The 19158-nt window shown below is 69.4% G+C and carries 19 protein-coding genes and 1 riboswitch; of the genes, 11 read left to right on the forward strand and 8 right to left on the reverse strand.

Features of this window, described 5'->3' with window-relative positions:
• Positions 1-128: 128 nt before the first annotated feature.
• From ACZ7L9_RS17870 to gcvT, 6 genes are all read right to left on the reverse strand, one after another.
• Positions 129-305: a hypothetical protein gene (locus ACZ7L9_RS17870; protein WP_471416102.1), complete on the reverse strand. Its 177-nt coding sequence runs from the start codon at positions 303-305 to the stop codon at positions 129-131.
• Between the two features lie 179 nt (positions 306-484).
• Complete coding sequence (locus ACZ7L9_RS17875) at positions 485-721, reverse strand: type IV toxin-antitoxin system AbiEi family antitoxin domain-containing protein (protein WP_471416103.1); 237 nt, start codon at positions 719-721, stop codon at positions 485-487.
• A 258-nt stretch (positions 722-979) separates the two neighbouring features.
• On the reverse strand, positions 980-2362 hold the full coding sequence (locus ACZ7L9_RS17880; RefSeq protein ID WP_471416104.1) for an L-serine ammonia-lyase: 1383 nt from the start codon (positions 2360-2362) through the stop codon (positions 980-982).
• A gap of 181 nt (positions 2363-2543) precedes the next feature.
• Positions 2544-3803, reverse strand: coding sequence for a serine hydroxymethyltransferase (gene glyA / locus ACZ7L9_RS17885; protein WP_471416105.1), 1260 nt, complete (start codon positions 3801-3803; stop codon positions 2544-2546).
• 18 nt (positions 3804-3821) lie between these two features.
• Complete coding sequence (gene gcvH / locus ACZ7L9_RS17890; RefSeq protein ID WP_471416106.1) at positions 3822-4199, reverse strand: glycine cleavage system protein GcvH; 378 nt, start codon at positions 4197-4199, stop codon at positions 3822-3824.
• Between the two features lie 91 nt (positions 4200-4290).
• Positions 4291-5457 (reverse strand): glycine cleavage system aminomethyltransferase GcvT, encoded by a 1167-nt coding sequence (gene gcvT / locus ACZ7L9_RS17895; protein ID WP_471416107.1) that lies wholly within the window; start codon positions 5455-5457, stop codon positions 4291-4293.
• Positions 5458-5597: 140 nt separating this feature from the next.
• Positions 5598-5695, reverse strand: a riboswitch (glycine riboswitch).
• A gap of 159 nt (positions 5696-5854) precedes the next feature.
• Between gcvT and ACZ7L9_RS17900 the strand changes: the two genes are divergently transcribed.
• From ACZ7L9_RS17900 to ACZ7L9_RS17945, 10 genes are all read left to right on the forward strand, one after another.
• Positions 5855-6556: an AAA family ATPase gene (locus tag ACZ7L9_RS17900; protein ID WP_471416108.1), complete on the forward strand. Its 702-nt coding sequence runs from the start codon at positions 5855-5857 to the stop codon at positions 6554-6556.
• Positions 6557-6592: 36 nt separating this feature from the next.
• Positions 6593-7363 (forward strand): enhanced serine sensitivity protein SseB, encoded by a 771-nt coding sequence (locus tag ACZ7L9_RS17905; RefSeq protein ID WP_471416109.1) that lies wholly within the window; start codon positions 6593-6595, stop codon positions 7361-7363.
• A 180-nt stretch (positions 7364-7543) separates the two neighbouring features.
• Positions 7544-8326: an enhanced serine sensitivity protein SseB C-terminal domain-containing protein gene (locus tag ACZ7L9_RS17910; RefSeq protein ID WP_471416110.1), complete on the forward strand. Its 783-nt coding sequence runs from the start codon at positions 7544-7546 to the stop codon at positions 8324-8326.
• Positions 8327-8913: 587 nt separating this feature from the next.
• A complete protein-coding gene (locus ACZ7L9_RS17915) occupies positions 8914-9918 on the forward strand; it encodes an ABC transporter permease (RefSeq protein WP_471416111.1) in 1005 nt (334 codons plus the stop codon).
• Between the two features lie 95 nt (positions 9919-10013).
• Positions 10014-11792 carry an ABC transporter substrate-binding protein gene (locus ACZ7L9_RS17920; RefSeq protein WP_471416112.1) on the forward strand — a complete coding sequence of 593 codons (1779 nt, stop codon included), beginning with the start codon at positions 10014-10016 and terminating at the stop codon, positions 11790-11792.
• A gap of 145 nt (positions 11793-11937) precedes the next feature.
• Positions 11938-12939, forward strand: coding sequence for an ABC transporter permease (locus tag ACZ7L9_RS17925; RefSeq protein WP_471416113.1), 1002 nt, complete (start codon positions 11938-11940; stop codon positions 12937-12939).
• On the forward strand, positions 12936-14036 hold the full coding sequence (locus tag ACZ7L9_RS17930; RefSeq protein ID WP_471416114.1) for an ABC transporter ATP-binding protein: 1101 nt from the start codon (positions 12936-12938) through the stop codon (positions 14034-14036). The genes ACZ7L9_RS17925 and ACZ7L9_RS17930 overlap by 4 nt, the downstream gene beginning before the upstream one ends.
• A 35-nt stretch (positions 14037-14071) precedes the next feature.
• Positions 14072-15301 (forward strand): ABC transporter ATP-binding protein, encoded by a 1230-nt coding sequence (locus ACZ7L9_RS17935; RefSeq protein WP_471416248.1) that lies wholly within the window; start codon positions 14072-14074, stop codon positions 15299-15301.
• A gap of 18 nt (positions 15302-15319) precedes the next feature.
• Positions 15320-15991, forward strand: coding sequence for a trimeric intracellular cation channel family protein (locus tag ACZ7L9_RS17940; RefSeq protein ID WP_471416115.1), 672 nt, complete (start codon positions 15320-15322; stop codon positions 15989-15991).
• A 116-nt stretch (positions 15992-16107) separates the two neighbouring features.
• A complete protein-coding gene (locus ACZ7L9_RS17945) occupies positions 16108-16974 on the forward strand; it encodes a thioesterase family protein (protein WP_471416116.1) in 867 nt (288 codons plus the stop codon).
• Positions 16975-17105: 131 nt separating this feature from the next.
• Here the strand turns inward: ACZ7L9_RS17945 and ACZ7L9_RS17950 are convergent, their stop codons facing one another.
• Both ACZ7L9_RS17950 and ACZ7L9_RS17955 read right to left on the reverse strand, forming a co-directional pair.
• Positions 17106-17522 carry an SRPBCC family protein gene (locus tag ACZ7L9_RS17950; RefSeq protein WP_471416117.1) on the reverse strand — a complete coding sequence of 139 codons (417 nt, stop codon included), beginning with the start codon at positions 17520-17522 and terminating at the stop codon, positions 17106-17108.
• On the reverse strand, positions 17519-17833 hold the full coding sequence (locus tag ACZ7L9_RS17955) for an ArsR/SmtB family transcription factor (protein WP_471416118.1): 315 nt from the start codon (positions 17831-17833) through the stop codon (positions 17519-17521). The genes ACZ7L9_RS17950 and ACZ7L9_RS17955 overlap by 4 nt, the downstream gene beginning before the upstream one ends.
• Before the next feature lie 277 nt (positions 17834-18110).
• Between ACZ7L9_RS17955 and ACZ7L9_RS17960 the strand changes: the two genes are divergently transcribed.
• The gene (locus ACZ7L9_RS17960; protein WP_471416119.1) at positions 18111-19121 is read left to right on the forward strand and encodes a helix-turn-helix domain-containing protein; all 1011 of its coding nucleotides are present in this window, start codon (positions 18111-18113) and stop codon (positions 19119-19121) included.
• Positions 19122-19158: the final 37 nt, after the last annotated feature.

The raw sequence follows: 19158 nt of genomic DNA on the forward strand, positions 1-19158 counted from the left end.
TGCTCCGAGCTTCAGACCGCGACTCCGTCGTCGATCTCAGTGGCGGCGATGCCGGCTGTTGCGGCGGGCCAGGTTGCGCAGATCGTTGTAGACGCCGCCGGCGGTGGTGTCGCGTGTGGGGTTGACCGTCAGGCGAGCACTGCCTCCACGGCGGGGCGGATAACGGAATGAGCACCCAACTCACGTGCGATGTAATGGAGTTCGCGGCCCCCGCCGCTTCCGTCTCGGTGCAGGTTGCGGCCGAGTGCGGACAGGGCGAGGCGGTGGCGCATCGCGTCGACGACGCTGCGGGCTGCGTTGTACACGGGGACGGTCTCTCCCGGGGCTGCTTCGAACCGTTCGACACCGGGGCGAAGGCCGTTGGGGAGTACTGGGCCACTACGGTCGGCGGGTAGGAAATCGTGGAGCGGCGTGAACGGCGCGGCACGGCGATGTGTACCGCCGCAGGATGTCGTCGATCAGTTCGTGCAGAGCAAGGGCGGACTCACCGCACACGACGGCGCGAGGAGCCCGCGCACACGGCCAGCAGATTCGCGTGCGCGGTCTCCGGGGCGTCTGCTCGCCGGTAGATCCCGCGGGACAGTTCGTCTATCTCGCCTTCCGTGATCAAGTACGCCAGATCGCGAGGGGAAAGCAGTGCCTGACGCGCCTGCGTCGTCGTGAACGTAGGGGAGAGACCGGCCAGCCGCTGCTGCACACGGGAGTTTTCCGCAGTATTCATGTGCCGACTGGCACCCCTCCAGCGCGCCCGGGGGATCGATTTGATGCACTCTGACGGCGGACAGTCAGGGCGGATCGGAACAGTGACCGAGGATGCCACGAACCACCAGGTCAGCCGCCCGTTCCATGGGATTTCCCGGGGGCTTTTCAGGGACTTTCACGTCTGTCTCAGGGAGATTCCAGGGACTCTCCGCCGCTTGATCAGGGAGGCCCTTCCAGCGCTGAAAGAGACAAAAGCGCTGGTCAGGGCCCGCCCCCCTCAGCATTCGATGATGTTCACCGCGAGCCCGCCGCGCGCCGTCTCCTTGTACTTCACGCTCATGTCCGCGCCCGTCTCCTTCATGGTCTTGATGACCTTGTCCAGGGAGACCTTGTGGCTGCCGTCGCCGCGCAGCGCCATCTTCGCCGCCGTGACGGCCTTGACCGCGGCCATGCCGTTGCGTTCGATGCACGGGATCTGGACGAGGCCGCCGACCGGGTCGCAGGTCAGGCCGAGGTTGTGTTCCATGCCGATCTCGGCGGCGTTCTCGACCTGCTCGGGGGTGCCGCCGAGGACCTCGGCGAGGGCGCCCGCGGCCATCGAGCAGGCGGAGCCGACCTCGCCCTGGCAGCCGACCTCGGCGCCGGAGATGGAGGCGTTCTCCTTGAAGAGCATGCCGATGGCTCCGGCGGCGAGGAGGAAGCGGACCACGCCGTCCTCCTTCTCCGCCGCGGTGGCACCGCCGGCCGCGAAGTTCATGTAGTAGTGCAGCACGGCCGGGATGATGCCCGCGGCGCCGTTGGTGGGTGCGGTGACGACCCGGCCGCCCGCCGCGTTCTCCTCGTTGACCGCCATCGCGTAGAGGGTGATCCACTCCATCGCGTGGGTCTGCGGGTCGCCCTCGGCGCGCAGTTGGCGGGCCGTGTTCGCGGCGCGGCGGCGGACCTTGAGGCCACCGGGCAGGATGCCCTCGCGGGACATGCCGCGCGCGACGCAGGCCTGCATGACGTGCCAGATGTCCACCAGACCCGAGCGGATCTCGTTCTCGGTGCGCCAGGCCTTCTCGTTCTCCAGCATCAGCGAGGAGATGGACAGGCCGGTGTCCTTGGAGAGCCGCAGCAGTTCGTCGCCGGTGCGGAAAGGGTGCTTCAGCACGGTGTCGTCGAGGACTATCCGGTCCTCGCCCACCGCGTCCTCGTCCACGACGAAGCCGCCGCCGACGGAGTAGTACGTCTTTTCCAGGAGGGGGGCGCCCTCGTGGTCGTACGCGAAGATCGTCATGCCGTTGGCGTGGTACGGCAGGGCCTTGCGGCGGTGCAGTACCAGCTGCTCGTCGACATCGAAGTCGATCTCGTGCATGCCGAGGAGGTTGAGCCGGCCGGAGGCGCGGATCTCGGCCACCCGGTCGTCGGCCGACTCGACGTCGACCGTACGGGGCGACTCGCCCTCCAGGCCGAGCAGGACGGCCTTGGGGGTGCCGTGGCCGTGACCGGTCGCACCGAGCGAGCCGTACAGCTCCGCGCGTATGGAGACGGTGTGGGCGATCAGGCCCTCGTTCTTCAGCCGGCGCGCGAACATGCGGGCGGCGCGCATCGGGCCGACCGTATGGGAGCTGGACGGGCCGATGCCGATCGAGAACAGGTCGAAGACCGAGATGGCCACGGGTGACTCCTAAGGGTTGGTAGACGCCGTTGTCTGCCGGGTGGTGCGGTACGGACCGGTCGGCCCGAAGAGCGGCGGGGCAAGGGATGGGGCACCGCGCTCACTGCCCAGTGTGCGTGGTGCCCCGCCCGAAAGGTGACGAACTGTGTCACGTATTACTCGGGACGAGCCGTGTCCCGGACTACTTGAGGCCGGGGTACAGCGGGAACTTCTCGGCCAGCGCGACGACGCGGGCCTTCAGGGAGTCCGCGTCGTAGGACGGCTTGAGGGCCGCCGCGATGATCTCGGCGACCTCGGTGAAGTCCTCGGCCTGGAAACCGCGGGTGGCCAGGGCCGGCGTACCGATCCGCAGACCCGAGGTGACCATCGGCGGCCGCGGGTCGTTCGGGATGGCGTTCCGGTTGACCGTGATGCCCAGCTCGTGCAGCCGGTCCTCGGCCTGCTGGCCGTCCAGCTCGGAGTTGCGCAGGTCGACGAGGACCAGGTGGACGTCCGTACCGCCGGACAGCACGGAGACACCGACCTCGGTGACGTCCGGCTGGACCAGGCGCTCGGCGAGGATGCGGGCGCCGTCCAGGGTGCGCTGCTGGCGCTCCTTGAACTCCTCGCTCGCCGCGATCTTGAACGAGACCGCCTTGGCCGCGATCACGTGCTCCAGCGGACCACCCTGCTGGCCCGGGAAGACCGCCGAGTTGATCTTCTTGGCCAGCTCCTGCGTCGACAGGATGACGCCACCGCGCGGACCGCCGAGGGTCTTGTGCGTGGTGGTCGTGACGACATGGGCGTGCGGCACCGGGTTGGGGTGCAGACCCGCGGCCACCAGGCCCGCGAAGTGCGCCATGTCGACCATCAGGTACGCGCCGACCTCGTCCGCGATGCGGCGGAAGGCGGCGAAGTCCAGCTGACGGGGGTACGCGGACCAGCCGGCGACGATCAGCTTCGGCTTGGACTCCTTGGCCAGGCGCTCGACCTCGGCCATGTCCACGACGCCGGTCTCGTCGACGTGGTACGGGACCACGTTGTAGAGCTTGCCGGAGAAGTTGATCTTCATGCCGTGGGTCAGGTGACCGCCGTGGGCCAGGTTCAGGCCCATGATCGTGTCGCCCGGCTTCAGCAGCGCGAACATCGCGGCGGCGTTGGCCTGCGCACCGGAGTGCGGCTGGACGTTCGCGGCCTCGGCGCCGAACAGAGCCTTGATGCGGTCGATGGCGATCTGCTCTACGACGTCGACGTGCTCACAGCCGCCGTAGTAGCGGCGGCCCGGGTAGCCCTCGGCGTACTTGTTGGTGAGGACGGAGCCCTGGGCCTCCATGACCGCGACCGGAGCGAAGTTCTCCGAGGCGATCATTTCGAGGGTGGACTGCTGACGGTGGAGCTCGGCGTCGACAGCGGCGGCGACGTCCGGGTCCAGCTCGTGGAGGGAGGAGTTGAGAAGCGACATCAGGTGGTCCCTTGGGTCTCAGTTGCCGGAGAACTGGGCGTACTCGTCGGCGGAGAGCAGGTCCTTCGGCTCCTCCGCGACGCGTACCTTGAACAGCCAGCCGCCCTCGAACGGAGCGGAGTTCACCAGCGACGGGTCGTCCACGACGTCCTGGTTCGCGGCGGTGACCTCACCGGTCACCGGTGAGTACAGGTCGCTCACCGACTTGGTCGACTCCAGCTCGCCGCAGGTCTCGCCTGCGGTAACCGTGTCACCGACCTCGGGGAGCTGGGCGTAGACGACATCGCCGAGCGCGTTGGCGGCGAATTCGGTGATACCGATCGTGGCCACACCGTCCTCGACGGCCGACAGCCACTCGTGCTCCTTGCTGTAACGCAGCTGCTGGGGGTTGCTCATGACCTGAATTCTCCTGTACGCGGGGGAGTGCTGATGAACGGTGGTCTTACGGTGTGAGACGGGACTACGTCACTTCCGAGGTGCGCGGACGTCACTTCTGACGCTTGTAGAACGGCAGCGCCACGACTTCGTACGGCTCGTGGCTGCCCCGGATGTCCACTCCGACGCCCGGGGTACCGGGCGTGGCGTGCGCGGCGTCCACGTACGCCATGGCGATCGGCTTGCCCAGGGTGGGCGACGGGGCGCCCGAGGTGACCTCGCCGACGACCTCGCCCCCGGCGACCACGGAAAAACCGGCGCGCGGCACGCGGCGGCCCTCGGCGACCAGGCCGACCAGCTTGCGGGGCGGGGCGGTCTCGGCGCGCTCGGCGGCGGCCTTCAGGGCCTCGCGGCCGACGAAGTCGCCCTCCTTCTCGAACTTCACGACCCGGCCCAGACCGGCGTCGAACGGGGTCAGCCCGGTGGTCAGCTCGTGCCCGTAGAGCGGCATGCCGGCCTCCAGGCGCAGGGTGTCCCGGCAGGAGAGACCGCACGGGATCAGGCCGCGGGAGGCGCCCGCCTCGGTGAGGGCCTTCCACAGCTGCTCGGCGTGCTCGGGGGCGACGAACAGTTCGAAGCCGTCCTCGCCGGTGTAGCCGGTACGGGCGATCAGTGCGGGGACACCGGCGACGGTGCCGGGCAGGCCGGCGTAGTACTTCAGGCCGTCCAGGTCGGCATCGGTGACGGAGGCGAGGATGGCGGGGGACTCGGGGCCCTGGACGGCGAGCAGCGCGTACGCGTCGCGGTCGTCGCGCACCTCGGTGTCGAAGCCGTCGGCCCGCGCGGTCAGCGCGTCGAGCACGATCTGGGCGTTCCCGGCGTTGGCGACGACCATGTATTCGGTGTCACCCAGGCGGTAGACGATCAGGTCGTCGAGGATGCCGCCGTCCTCGGCGCAGATCATCGTGTAGCGGGCACGGCCCACGGCGACGGTGGCGATGTTGCCGACCAGCGCGAAGTTGAGGAAGGCCGCCGCCTCGGGGCCGGTGACGGTGATCTCGCCCATGTGCGACAGGTCGAAGAGACCGGCCCTGGTGCGGACCGCGTTGTGCTCGTCGCGCTCGCTGCCGTACCGCAGGGGCATGTCCCAGCCCGCGAAGTCGGTCATGGTCGCGCCCAGCGAACGGTGCAGGGCTTGAAGAGGGCTGTGGCGCGAAGCGCCTTCCGGCAGGGCGGTGGTGGGCGACGGGTGGGAGGTGCGACGGGGGGCGGTGCTCATGGATGTGGCTCCCAGGGCATGACGACGGGGACGATCCCTCCCCATCTGTCATCGGAACCTGAGAGGTTCGCCGAGAGCCCCTGGAGGGTTCGGCTTGCACCTTGGGTGGAGCCGCAGAGCGGCCCGCTTTTCAGATCTGCCTCATCCACGCGGTACGGGGCCTGAGAGATTCAAGGGAGGAACTTGCTCCTTCGGCGCCCGGCACAAGCAGTGACCGGAACTCTCCCGCGCGGATTCAAGCGGCCTTTATGCAGTTGGCCCGGTCATCATCGCACGCATCGCGCCGGAGCGGGCCCCCGGTCCCTCGCGGGAATCAACGGCGTGGACGGTTGTGCCGCATTACCTTTTCTTTACACTTCAGGGGCATGCGTGCGGTGACCCGACAGGGGGAGGGGCGATGACGTTGCAGCGGTACGTGACGACCGCGGGGACCGCGCACGGCGCGATGCCCGCACAACCGGGGGCGCCGCCCGCCACGGAAGCGCGCGGCCCGCACGCGCCCGTCGTGCGGGACCTGCGGGAGCGGGGCGGGCGCAGCCCGCGCAGCCTGCACTTCGCGGCGGGCGACGTGGTGGTGGTGTCCGGGCTGCCCGGCAGCGGCAAATCCACGCTCATCCGGCGGGCGGTGACGACGGCCCACGCCGTCGATTCCCAGGACACCCGGGACCGCTGGGCGGGGCTCGTGCCCGGGTTATTGCCGTACGCCCTCTACCGTCCCCTCGTCCGCGTCGCCCACTACCGGGGGCTGTGGCGGGCGCTGCGCTCCGGAGAGTCCGTCGTCGTCCACGACTGCGGAACCCAGGCGTGGGTACGCGGCTGGCTGGCCCGTGCCGCGCGGCGCCGGGGCCGCGTCCTGCACCTCGTCCTGCTCGACGTCACGCCGCAGACGGCGAGGGACGGCCAGCGGGAACGCGGCCGCGGCGTCTCCGGATACGCCTTCGCCCGGCACCGCAGGGCGGTGGGGAGGCTGCTGCGGGGCGCTGAGACCGGCCTGCTGCCGCCGGGGTGCGCCTCGGCGGTGCTGCTGGACCGGGAGGCGGCCGGGCTGCTGGCCCGGATCGCGTTCGCGGACGCACAGGGCCCGGGAGCCGGACGTTAACCTTCTGCCGGAAGGCTCGGGGAAGAAGGGGAAGCAGTGGACATTCCGGCACAGGGCCAGTCCCATCCGCAGAGCGGATGGCCCGCCAATGAGCTCGAAGAGGTGCTGATGGCCTCGGTGGGCAGCCCGGAGGCGGGCGGACGGCTCGTCGAGGTGCTCGGGCGCAGCCAGGTCTGGGTGCCCCTGCCGGGCGGCGGCGGACCCGACTCACCCGACCTGGACCTGCCGACGCTGGAGATCGAGGGTGCCGCGTACGTCCCCGTATTCAGCTCCGAACAGCAGTTCCTCAGCTGTGTCGGCAACGCCATGTCATTCGCCGTCGCACCCGCCCGCGATTTCGCCCGCGGACTGCCCCCGCAGCTCGGCATCGCGGTGAACCCGGGTGGCGCCGTCGGGATGCCGCTGCCGCCGCCCGCCGTGGCCGAGCTCTGCCGCGCCGGACGCACCCCACTGGACGGACCGGCCAGCGGCGGCCGGGTCCGGCTGTACGAGCCGGACTGGAAGGAGGAGCCCGTCGACTTCCTCGCCGCGGCGGCCGGCGAATTCGAGGAGAGCGGTGTCGTGCTCACCGCGCGCCGGACACTGGCCAGCATCGAGGGGGGCGAGCCCGTCCTCTTCATAGGCGTGGAGTTCTCCACCTGGGAGGGCGCCGGGCGCAATGCCCCCATGGACGCCCTCGGCCGTGCGCTCGGCCGCGTCGAGGTGCCCTGGCCGGTCAATCTGGTCCTGCTCGATGTGGCGCAGGACCCGGTCGCGGACTGGATGCGGGAGAAGGTCCGGCCGTTCTACCGGCGCGCCGGCCAGTAGCACCCGGCGCCGTGCCCGCGGACGCCTTCGGAGCGGATCAGCACGTCGACCCAGGGCGTCAAGTCGGTGTCAGGACCGGCGCATAAGCTGGTTTGATGGCTGGTGCCACGGCACCATGCCGCACCCGTGTGCCCCGGGAGCGGCGGGCCGACACAGTGGATCGAAGAGGGGCGGGACCAGGTGAGTGCGTCAGGCACCGCGGCGGCCGGGCAGGTCGAGCACATGCTGCGCCAAGTGACGCCCGGGCGCTACGACGCGTACGAGGCACTGCTGCAGGCCCTCGCGAACGACCGGATCTGGATGCTCCTCTGGCACGGTCAGGCGGGCTCGCCCGACGCCCAGTACGGGAACATGGAGGTCGACGGCCTCGGCTACGCCCCCTGTGTGACCTCCGCCCAGGAACTCTCCGCCAGCGGCTGGAACCGGGCCCACGAGCTCGTCACCGGCCGCGACATCGCCCGCGCCCTCTTCCCCGACCGCTGGGGCATCTGGCTCAACCCGCACGCCCCGGGCGGCGGCGTCGGCATCCCCTGGCTGGACCTGCGCCGGATCGCCACCGGCCTCGACCGGATGCCCGCGGGCCCGCTCCGGCTCACCGAACCGGCCATCGAGATCCCGCAGTTCTACGGCCTGCTCACGCAGAACGCCCACCACACCACCGCGATCCGCTCGCTGCGCCGCGCCTGGGTGCAGCCCGCGCTCGGGGTTCCGTATCTCGCCATCGGCCTCGATCTCTACGACACGAGCCAGCCCTCCGTCGACGCGGTGCGCGCGATGATGCAGCAGTCGATCGGCGCTGTCCCCGACGGGCTGCCCGTCTCCACGGTCGCGATGTCCGACGAGTACGACCCGGTCGCGATGTGGCTGCGCGCCAACACCCGCCCGTTCTACGACCGCGAGGCGCACGCCCCGGCTGCCCCGGCGGCCGGCTACGGCTACCCGCCGCAGCAGGGCGCGTACTGAGCCTGCCGGCAGTCGTACGTACCGGGGGCGTTCCAGCGCACCCAGGCGTGCCCGGAAGGCTGTCGTCCGCACCCCGCGACCTCGCCCTGCGCACCCGGAACGCAGGTGTACGCACCGGGTGTGCCGGGAATGCATGCGTATGGTCCTGATTACCGGAACGTAGCGTACGTATGCGCATCAACTCCCCGAACTCCGGCCCGCGTTCCCGGCCCATCCGCATGCCGGCGCGCTCCCTTTTGTGCGCGCCCTCGCGGACCCCTCCGCGCAGCTTCCCTCTCCCCATGTCCGAGATCTCCGCGCTGGGGAGGTCTGGTGGTGAAAGCGACGTGAATCTACGCGCGTGCCCCCCTTCCGCCTCAACTGACCTGTGTTCGGCGGGCGTTCACATCCGTCCGGATAACGGAACACCCCTGACCGCATCACGGTTAGGCATCCATTCACCCGACGGTATGGCTACCGCGCGCAACAGCAATGAAGACTCCCGCAGCAAGGGCGTCCTGCCGCCTCTGTGTACGACTGACTGATCCGTGCCGCCACAGCGGCCAGTTCGGCCCGGCCACCGCCGGTTGAGAGGGGTCCTTGCCACGATGACGGCACCACTGCATGAGCCGACCACGGAAGCGGACCCGATCGCGACCGGTGGTCCCGCAGCCGACTCCGGGGCGAAGAAGGTCGAGGGACGGTCTCTCAAGCAGATCGCCTGGAACCGCCTGAAGCAGGACAAGGTCGCGCTGACGGGTGGCATCGTTGTCCTCGTCCTGATCGTGGTCGCGGTCTTCGCGCCCCTCATCGTGGGGCTGCTGGGGCACCCGCCGAACGACTTCCACCAGGACAAGCTCGACCCGCTGACCAATCTCCCCACCGGTTCCCTCGGCGGCGTGAGCGGCGACTTCCTCTTCGGCGTCGAGCCCAACAAGGGTCGCGACATCTTCAGCCGGATCGTCTACGGCGCCCGGATCTCGCTGCTCGTGGCGTTCCTCGCGGCCCTGGTCGCGGTGGCGCTCGGCACGCTCTTCGGGATCATCGCCGGCTACTTCGGCGGCTGGGTCGACGCGGTGATCAGCCGGGTCATGGACGTGCTGCTGTCCTTCCCGCAGCTCCTGTTCATCATCTCCCTCGTCTCCGTCCTCCCCGACGATCTGCTCGGCCTCTCCGGCAGCGGGGTGCGCATCGCCGTACTCGTCGCCGTCATCGGCTTCTTCGGCTGGCCGTACGTGGGACGCATCGTCCGGGGCCAGACGCTCTCGCTGCGCGAGCGCGAGTACGTGGAGGCGGCGCGCAGTCTCGGCGGCGGGCGGACCCACATCCTCTTCCGTGAGCTGCTGCCGAACCTGGTGGCGCCGATCACCGTCTACGCGACGCTCATGATCCCCACCAACATCCTCACCGAAGCGGCCCTCAGCTTCCTCGGCGCCGGTGTCCGGCCGCCCACGGCCTCGTGGGGCGGCATGCTGCGGGACGCCCTGGAGACGTACGAGCACGACCCGATGTTCATGGTCTTCCCCGGCGTGACGATCTTCATCACCGTACTGGCCTTCAACCTCTTCGGGGACGGGCTGCGCGACGCCCTGGATCCCAAGGGGACCCGATAGCCCACGACTTGCCCCTGCCGCACTGTCAGGTGGCTCTTCCCATGGTTCTCCGGCAAGCAATGGCCTGGGACCGCGATCTCGGAGGTTACGAGAAAATGTCCACAGTTACCTCGAAGCGACGGCTCACCGCTGGTGCGGCCCTCGTGGTCGCGGCGCTGATGACCACCACGGCGTGCGGCGGCGGCGACGACGGCGACAGCGGCGGCGGCAGCAAGGCGAAGGCCGCCGGCTTCAACGCGGCGTTCAACAAGGTCGCCAACCCGTCCACCAAAAAGGGTGGAACGCTGAAGATGGTCGGCAAGCAGGACCTCGACTCCGCCGACCCCCAGCGTGCCTACTACGGCATGGCCTGGGACTTCATGCGCTTCTACACCCGCCAGCTGGTCACGTACGACACCAAGCCCGGCGCCGCGTCCACCAAGCTGGTCGGCGACCTCGCCACCGGCCCCGGTGTGATCTCGGACGGCGGCAAGACGTACACGTACAAGCTGCGGGACGGCCTCACCTGGGAGGACGGCTCCAAGCTGACCTCCAAGGACGTCAAGTACGGCATCGAGCGCATCTGGGCGACGGACACCATCACCGGTGGCCCGCAGTACCTGATGCAGACGCTGGACCCCAAGCACGAGTACAAGGGCCCGTACAAGGACACGTCCGCGGACAAGCTCGGTCTGAAGGCGATCGAGACGCCCGACGACAGCACCATCATCTTCAAGCTGCCCAAGCCCAACGGTGACTTCGAGCAGTTCCTCGCCATGCCCTCCGGCTCGCCCGTGAAGGCGTCGGAGGACACCAAGGCGAAGTACACCCAGCGGCCGTTCTCCTCGGGCCCGTACAAGTTCGAGTCGTACAAGCCGGGCAAGAACATCGTGCTCGTCCGCAACGACAAGTGGGACAAGGCCTCGGACCCGGTCCGTGCCGCGCTCCCGGACAAGGTCACGGTGACGATCTCCGCCAATCTGGAGGAGAACGACAAGAAGCTGATGGAGGGCGACTACGACGTCGACCTCAACGGCACCGGCATGACCCAGTCCGGCCGTGTGACCGCCGTCCAGGACCACAAGGACAGCGTCGACAACATGCAGACGTCCTTCGTCCGCTACGTCGCGCTCGTCCACACGGCGAAGCCGCTGGACGACGTCCACTGCCGCAAGGCCGTCTTCTACGCCACGGACTTCGCGGCCCTGCAGCAGACCCGCGGTGGCGAGGTCGCCGGTGGCGCGATCGCCAACAGCACCCTGCCGGCCTCCATCAAGGGCCACAGCGACTACGACCCGTACGGTGTCCTCGCCCGCAAGGGCAAGCCGGACGCCGCCAAGGCCAAGGAGGAGCTGAAGGCATGCGGTAAGCCCACCGGCTTCACCACCAAGCTCAGTGCCCGTAACAACAACCCGGGCGAGGTCGACACCGCCGAGGCGCTCCAGGAGCAGCTCGGCAAGGTCGGCATCAAGATCGAGGTCGACCCGATCGACGGCGCCGAGGCCTCCAGCATCACCGGCTCGCCGTCCGTCGTGAAGAAGCGCGGCTACGGCATGACGATGAGCGGCTGGGGCCCGGACTTCCCGTCCGGCCAGGGCTTCGGCCAGCCGCTGTGGGACAGCCGGTTCCTGTCCGAGACCGGTAACTACAACGAGTCGCAGCTCAAGGACCCGGGGATCGACAAGCTCTTCGACGACGCGATCGCGGAGACCGACCCGGTCAAGGCCGGCGAGATCTACAAGAACCTCGACAAGCGGATCCTGGACCAGGCCGACTGGATGCCCTTCATCTACGAGAAGAACATCACCTGGCGCGGTAACCGACTGACGAACGCCTACATGTCCGACGCCTACAACGGCCGTTACGACTACGTCTCGCTCGGCGTCGTCAAGTAATCGCTGTAGTCAACAGCATGTGCAGTCAACCCGGTTGACTGCTCCACCGCCGCCGAAACCCGCCAGTCCGAAGGGCAGGTGATGGCCCGGGGCGGTGGCCGGGAGCCCCCACAAGGGGTTCCCGGCCACCGGCGGGCCGCGCACAGTGCTTGCTTATCTCATCCGGCGCCTGTTCGCCGTAGTCATCATGGTGCTCGTCGTACTGCTCGCGACCTTCACCATCTTCTTCATGCTGCCCAAGTGGGCGGGTCAGGACGTCGCAGTCCTCTTCGCCGGCAAGGCTTCCGGTGCCGAGCAGCTCGCAGGCATCCGGATCAAACTGGGTCTCGACGACCCCCTTCTCGTCCAGTTCTGGGACTTCGTCAAGGGCATCCCGATGGGACGCGACTACGCGAACGGTGACGACGTCACCCACTGCGCCGCGCCCTGCTTCGGCTACTCCTTCCGCACCGAGGTACCGGTCTGGACCACCCTCAAGGACGCCCTGCCCGTGACCGGCGCGCTCGCCGCGGGTGCCTGCGTCCTGTGGCTCCTCGGCGGGGTCGCCACCGGTGTCGTGTCCGCGCTCCGGCGCGGCAGCATCTGGGACCGTGCCGCGATGACCACCGCCCTCGGCGGCGTCTCCCTGCCGATCTTCTTCACCGGCATGGTCGCGATGGGCCTGTTCGTGCACAACCTCGGCTGGGTGCACATCGCCGACAACCTCTCCACGGACGACGGCATCGGCACCTGGTTCCAGACGCTGATCCTGCCGTGGATCGTGCTCGCCTTCCTGAACGCCGCGATGTATGCCCGGCTCACCAGAGCCACCATGCTCGAAGTGCTCGGCGAGGACTACATCCGCACCGCGCGCGCCAAGGGCCTGGGCGAGGGAACCGTCATCACCCGGCACGCCCTGCGTTCCGCGATGACGCCGATCCTCACCGTCTTCGGCCTCGACATCGGTGTGCTCCTCGGTGGCGCCGTCCTCACCGAGTCCACCTTCAACCTGCCGGGGCTCGGGCTCGCGGCGGTCCAGGCCATCAGCAACAAGGACCTGCCCGTGATCCTCGGCGTCACACTGTTCGCGGCTCTCGCGATCGCCGTCGCCAACCTCGTCGTCGACATTCTGTACGCCGTCATCGACCCGCGAGTGAGGCTGGGATGACCGAACTGCACAAGAGCGGTGCCGCGCTGGGCGAACCCGCCCCGGCGGGCTCGCCCGCTCCCACCGCCTTCCTCGAAGTGCGCGACCTCAAGGTGCACTTCCCGACCGACGACGGTCTGGTCAAGTCCGTCGACGGGCTCAATTTCCAGCTGGAGAAGGGCAAGACCCTCGGCATCGTCGGCGAGTCCGGCTCCGGCAAGTCCGTCACGTCGCTGGGCATCATGGGCCTGCACACCGCGGGTCAGTACGGAAAGCGCAAGGCGCAGGTCTCCGGCGAGATCTGGCTGGACGGCAAGGAATTGCTGTCCGCGGACCCCGACGAGGTGCGCAAGCTGCGCGGCCGCGACATGGCCATGATCTTCCAGGACCCGCTGTCCGCGCTGCACCCGTACTACACGATCGGCAAGCAGATCGTGGAGGCGTACCGGGTCCATCACGACGTGGACAAGAAGACCGCCCGCAAGCGGGCGATCGAGATGCTCGACCGGGTCGGCATCCCGCAGCCCGACAAGCGCGTCGACAGCTACCCGCACGAGTTCTCCGGCGGGATGCGCCAGCGCGCGATGATCGCCATGTCGCTGGTCAACAACCCCGAGCTGCTCATCGCCGACGAGCCGACGACCGCGCTGGACGTCACCGTCCAGGCGCAGATCCTCGACCTGATCCGGGACCTGCAGAAGGAGTTCGGCTCCGCGGTCGTCATCATCACCCACGACCTGGGCGTCGTGGCCGAGCTCGCCGACGACATCCTGGTGATGTACGGCGGGCGCTGCGTCGAGCGCGGACCGGCCGAGAAGGTGTTCTACGAGCCCCGGCACCCCTACACCTGGGGTCTGCTGGGCTCGATGCCGCGCCTCGACCGCGACCAGACCGACCGGCTCATCCCGGTCAAGGGTTCCCCGCCGTCGCTCATCAACATCCCGTCGGGCTGCGCCTTCAACCCGCGCTGCCCGTACGCGGACGTACCCAAGGACGACGTGACCCGCACCGTACGGCCCGAGCTGCAGGAGGTCGGCAGCCGGCACTGGGCGGCCTGCCACATGTCGCAGGAGCAGCGGGAGCGTATCTGGACCGAAGAGATTGCGCCCAAGCTGTGAGCGAGGACAAGGCCGTGACGAGCGAGGACAAGGGCGTGGACGTTCCGGCGCAGAGGTCTGCCGGGAGCGGCGCGCCGGTCGAGGACGCCGCCTCCCGCGAGGTGCTGCTCAAGGTGACCGGGCTGCAGAAGCACTTCCCTCTCAAGAAGGGCATGCTGCAGCGCAACGCCGGTGCCGTGAAGGCCGTCGACGGGATCGACTTCGAGGTGCACTCGGGCGAGACCCTGGGCGTGGTCGGGGAGTCCGGCTGCGGAAAGTCGACGATGGGCCGGTTGATCACCCGGCTGCTCGAACCCACCGCGGGGAAGATCGAGTTCGAGGGGAGGGACATCACGCACCTCGGCGTCGGTGCCATGCGCCCGATGCGCCGCGACATGCAGATGATCTTCCAGGACCCGTACTCCTCGCTGAACCCCCGGCACACGATCGGCACGATCGTGGGTGCCCCCTTCAAGCTGCAGGGCGTCACGCCCGACGGTGGCGTCAAGAAGGAGGTGCAGCGGCTGCTGGAGGTGGTCGGCCTCAACCCCGAGCACTACAACCGCTATCCGCACGAGTTCTCCGGCGGCCAGCGCCAGCGCATCGGGATCGCCCGTGCGCTCGCGCTCAACCCCAAGCTGGTCGTGGCGGACGAGCCGGTGTCGGCGCTGGACGTCTCCATCCAGGCGCAGGTGGTGAACCTGCTCGACGATCTCCAGGCCGAGCTGGGCCTGACGTACGTGATCATCGCCCATGACCTCTCGGTCGTCCGGCACGTCTCGGACCGGATCGCGGTGATGTATCTCGGCAAGATCGTGGAGCTGGCCGACCGCGAGTCGCTCTACAAGGCGCCGATGCACCCGTACACCAAGGCGCTGCTCTCGGCGGTCCCGATCCCGGACCCGAAGCGCCGCTCGGCCAAGAGCGAGCGCATCCTGCTGAAGGGCGACGTGCCGTCGCCGATCTCGCCGCCCAGCGGCTGCCGCTTCCACACCCGGTGCTGGAAGGCGACGCAGGTCTGCAAGACGCAGGAGCCGCCGCTGGTCGCGCTGAAGACCGGGCACCAGGTGGCCTGCCACCATCCGGAGAACGCGCCGGACCAGGTGCCCGGCGAGACGGTGACGGCGGCCGCGCGCGAGGCGATCGAGGTCGTCGAGGTGGGGAGGCCGGAGGCCGACGAGAACGCGGCGGAGGAGAACCGGGCCGACGAGAACGCGGCCGACAAGCACGCCGCCGACGACGGCGCCGCATCGCCCGAAACGCCGGAGGACAGCCCGAAGGAGTAGTACCGGCACAATTGCCCGGTGCTCAACGAACTGTTCACGTCCTCCGTCCAGCATGCGCTCGACATCGCCGGGATCTTCGTCTTCGCGATCTCCGGCGCACTGCTCGCCGTACGCAAGAACTTCGATGTCTTCGGCATCGCGGTACTCGCCGAGGTGACCGCGCTGGGCGGGGGGCTGTTCCGTGACATCGTCATCGGGGCGGTCCCGCCCGCGGCTTTCACGGATCTCGGCTACTTCACCACCCCGCTCATCGCCGCCGTTCTGGTGTTCTTCCTGCACCCCCAGGTGGAGCGGATCCAGGTGGCCGTCAACGTCTTCGACGCGGCCGGCCTCGGGCTGTTCTGCGTCACCGGCACGGTCAAGGCGTACGGCTACGGCCTCGGCCTCACCGCATCGGCGGCCCTGGGCCTGGCCACCGCGGTCGGCGGCGGTGTGCTGCGCGACGTACTGGCCAACGAGGTGCCCTCGCTGCTGCGCTGGGACCGAGACCTGTACGCGGTGCCCGCGATCGTCGGGGCCACGGTGATCGTGCTGTGCATCCGCTTCGAGGTGCTCAACGGGCTCACCAGTGGTGCCGCGGTGATCACGGCCTTCGTGCTGCGGCTGCTCTCGATGCGCTACCACTGGCGGGCCCCGCGCGCCTACAACCGGCGGTCGGCGACGGCCGAGGAGGCGTCCGAGGCCACCTGACACGGTTGCGCGCCGGCGGCCGACGCAGTGCGGCCGGAACCCGGCCCGGTGCGCCGACATCTTCCGGCCATCAGAAAGCTACCGCTCAGTAATGCTATCGGTGTACGGTGCATCGCATGGCACAGGCAGCAGAGCAGGTGGCGCGGACCGCGCAGGCAACCATCGGGGACAGCGAGTTCGACCGCGACACCGCCGTCACCCTTCGCGAAGAAGGCGTCTACGACGCGGAGCTCTCCGCCGGATGGACGATCATCCACGCGGTCAACGGCGGCTATCTGCTGGCCATGCTCGGCCGTGCGCTCGGCGAGGCCCTGCCGCACCCGGACCCCTTCTCGGTCTCCGCGCACTACCTCACCGCGTCCGTCCCGGGCCCAGCGGTGATCCGCACCCAGACGGTCCGCACCGGCCGCACCCTCTCCACCGGCCAGGCCTCCCTCTTCCAGTACGCGCCGGACGGCACCGAGGTCGAGCGCATCCGGGTCCTCGCCACCTATGGCGAGCTGGACGCGCTGTCCGACGAGGTCCGCACATCGGTGCAGCCGCCCGCCATCCCGCCGCAGGCGCACTGCTTCGGTCCGAGCGACGGCCCGGCCCCGATCCCCGGCAGTTCCGCCATCACCGAGCGGCTCGACATCAAGCTCGACCCGGCGACGGTCGGCTGGGCCGTCGGCGCCCCCTCCGGCAAGGGCGAGATGCGCGGCTGGTTCGGCCTCGCGGACGGCCGCGACGCCGACCCGCTCTCGCTGCTGCTCACCGTCGACGCGCTGCCGCCCACCTCGTTCGAGCTGGGCCTCAAGGGCTGGACGCCGACCATCGAACTCACCACCCACATCCGCTGCCGCCCCGCCCCCGGCCCGCTGCGCGTCTCCATCACCACCCGCAACCTCGCGGGCGGCTTCCTGGAGGAGGACGCGGACGTCTGGGACAGCGCGGACCGACTGGTGGCCCAGTCCCGCCAGCTGGCGCGGGCACCTCGCGCGTAGGCCCTCTCACGGATCAGGCCGGGCTCGCGCGCCCCGACGGTCCGAATGTCGAAGTGTTCTCCCCGGCGGAGGCGCGGACCGTGCTCGCCTCGGTACGCCGGGCGAGGCCCGCCCGGACGCAGACCCGCCCGTCAGGGTCGGGCGGCCTCGTCCAGGACGGTGTCGAGGCGGCCGAGGATATGGGGCCAGCCCTTGCCCATGCCGTCATACGCCTGCCGGCCCATGGGGGAGTCCAGGTCGAAGCCCGCATGAGTCAGGACGAGGCGGGTGCCCTCGCCTTCCGGCCGCAGCTCCCAGGTGATGGTGGTGTCGAGCGTGCCCTCCGCGAACCGGTAGGCCAGCAAGCGCTGCTCGTCCACCTCGGTCACCTCGCAGGGCTGGCTGCCGAAGCCACCCATGTCGAGGGTGAAGCGGTGCCCGACGAGGGGCTTGACGTCGCCGGCAGCCCACCAGCGGGCATGGAGATCGGGGTCGGTCAGGGCCCTCCACACCGCCGCCGGAGGGTGGGGCAGGAACTTCTCGCAGGTGATCGTGTTGCTCTCGGTCATGTCTCGTTGTCCTCGTCCAGAAGATCGGACAGCGCCTCCAGGCGCTGCTTCCAGTAGTGCTCGAACGGATGCAGCCACTCGCTCACCTCGGCCAGCCGGGCCGGTTCGAGGTGGTAGAAGCGGTGCCGACCGCGCGGCTCCTCGCGCACCAGTCCGGCGGTACGGAGCACCGCCAGGTGTTCGGAGACCGCGGGCCTCCCGAGCTCGAACATCCCGGCCAGCTCACCAGTGGAGCGGCATCCTTCACGCAGGCTTTCGAGCAGTCTGCGACGCACCGGGTTGGCCAGCACGCTGAACACGTCGGTAGGCATGACATCAGTATGCGTCGGGAAAATCCGACGCGTCAAATATTTCCGACGCGTCTGTGTGGGGTCGGGTCGTGACCTGTGGATGTCGCAGCGGGATCTTCGTCGGCGCAGGGATGCCTCGCCCGTTCCGCCTCCCGTCGCGGTCGTGCCTTCCTCGGGCTTGCGGAAACTGCGGTCTCTTCTGATCGTTCGGCAGGGCCGCCCGCATCCTGTTCGATTTCGATCATGGATGGCACAGTGGGCGTCCGTCCGGGGTGGGCTGCGGCGAGGGAGAGGGCGCGTGCTGGAGATAGCGGGGATCGGGGCGGCGGAGGAGCGGGTCTACCGCCATCTGGTGGAGGTACGAGGTGCGGACGTGGACGAGATCGTCCAACGGCTCCACATCCGGGAACGCGAGGCGGCGTCGCTTCTGTCCTCCCTGCATGACAAAGGCCTGGTCGGGCGGCTGCCGGGCGGCGGCGGCATGCGGTACGTACCCGTCCCGCCGGACGTGGCGCTGCAGCCTCTGCTGGCGCGCGGCCAAGAAGCGCTGGAGTGGGCGCGGCGTGGAGTGGAGCAGCTGGCCGAGGAGTACCGGGCGGGCGGCCGGCGCCATGACGCCGGGCAATTGGTCGAGGTGATCACCGGGGCCGGCGCCATCCGTCAGCAGCTGCGCCAACTCGCCTACGGGGCCCGCAGTGACCTGCGGTGGTTCTGCAAGGCCGATCCCGTGGCGCTGCGCGCCCAGGACAACGACGAGGAGTTCGAGCTGCTCGCTCAGGGCATCCGCTACGAGGCGATCTACGAACGGGCCTGCCTGGAGCAGTCCGGCATGGTCGACAACGTCGCCCAGGGCATCCGCGCCGGTGAAGTGGCCCGTGCCACCAGCACACTCCCCGTGCGCATGGTCATCGTCGACAGCTCTGTCGCCGTCTGCCCGCTGGTGCCGGGCAACGCGACCGGCGCCCGCGGCGAGCCGACCGCCGCGATCATCCGCAGCAGCAGTCTCCTGGACGCGCTCGTCGCCCTGTTCGACATCCAGTGGGCGGCGGGGACCCCGCTGCACGTCACGGAGGCGGGTGAGCTGGCCGACTTCGCCGGCGGAATGGGACCGGGCGGCAGTCTCGCCGACGACGAGCGCTATCTGCTCTCCCTGGTTGTCGCGGGCGTCGCGGACAAGGCGATTGCCACCCAGTTGGGTGTCAGCCACCGCACGGTGCAGCGCCGGATCACCGCGCTGATGCAGCGGGCGGGCGCGACGACGCGTACGCAGCTGGTGTGGCAGGCGGCGCGGCGCGACTGGCTGTCGTAGGACGCACGGAAGCCGCGACCGGGGCCGGTCGCGGCTT

The sequence above is a fragment of the Streptomyces sp. NPDC111516 genome (assembly GCF_055635345.1).

Coding starts and splice junctions, on each gene's coding strand:
- ACZ7L9_RS17875 (WP_471416103.1), bottom strand. CDS start 721: ATGAATACTGCGGAAAACTCCCGTGTGCAGCAGCGGCTGGCCGGTCTC.
- glyA (WP_471416105.1), bottom strand. CDS start 3,803: ATGTCGCTTCTCAACTCCTCCCTCCACGAGCTGGACCCGGACGTCGCC.
- gcvH (WP_471416106.1), bottom strand. CDS start 4,199: ATGAGCAACCCCCAGCAGCTGCGTTACAGCAAGGAGCACGAGTGGCTG.
- gcvT (WP_471416107.1), bottom strand. CDS start 5,457: ATGAGCACCGCCCCCCGTCGCACCTCCCACCCGTCGCCCACCACCGCC.
- ACZ7L9_RS17900 (WP_471416108.1), top strand. CDS start 5,855: ATGACGTTGCAGCGGTACGTGACGACCGCGGGGACCGCGCACGGCGCG.
- ACZ7L9_RS17915 (WP_471416111.1), top strand. CDS start 8,914: ATGACGGCACCACTGCATGAGCCGACCACGGAAGCGGACCCGATCGCG.
- ACZ7L9_RS17920 (WP_471416112.1), top strand. CDS start 10,014: ATGTCCACAGTTACCTCGAAGCGACGGCTCACCGCTGGTGCGGCCCTC.
- ACZ7L9_RS17930 (WP_471416114.1), top strand. CDS start 12,936: ATGACCGAACTGCACAAGAGCGGTGCCGCGCTGGGCGAACCCGCCCCG.
- ACZ7L9_RS17945 (WP_471416116.1), top strand. CDS start 16,108: ATGGCACAGGCAGCAGAGCAGGTGGCGCGGACCGCGCAGGCAACCATC.
- ACZ7L9_RS17950 (WP_471416117.1), bottom strand. CDS start 17,522: ATGACCGAGAGCAACACGATCACCTGCGAGAAGTTCCTGCCCCACCCT.
- ACZ7L9_RS17955 (WP_471416118.1), bottom strand. CDS start 17,833: ATGCCTACCGACGTGTTCAGCGTGCTGGCCAACCCGGTGCGTCGCAGA.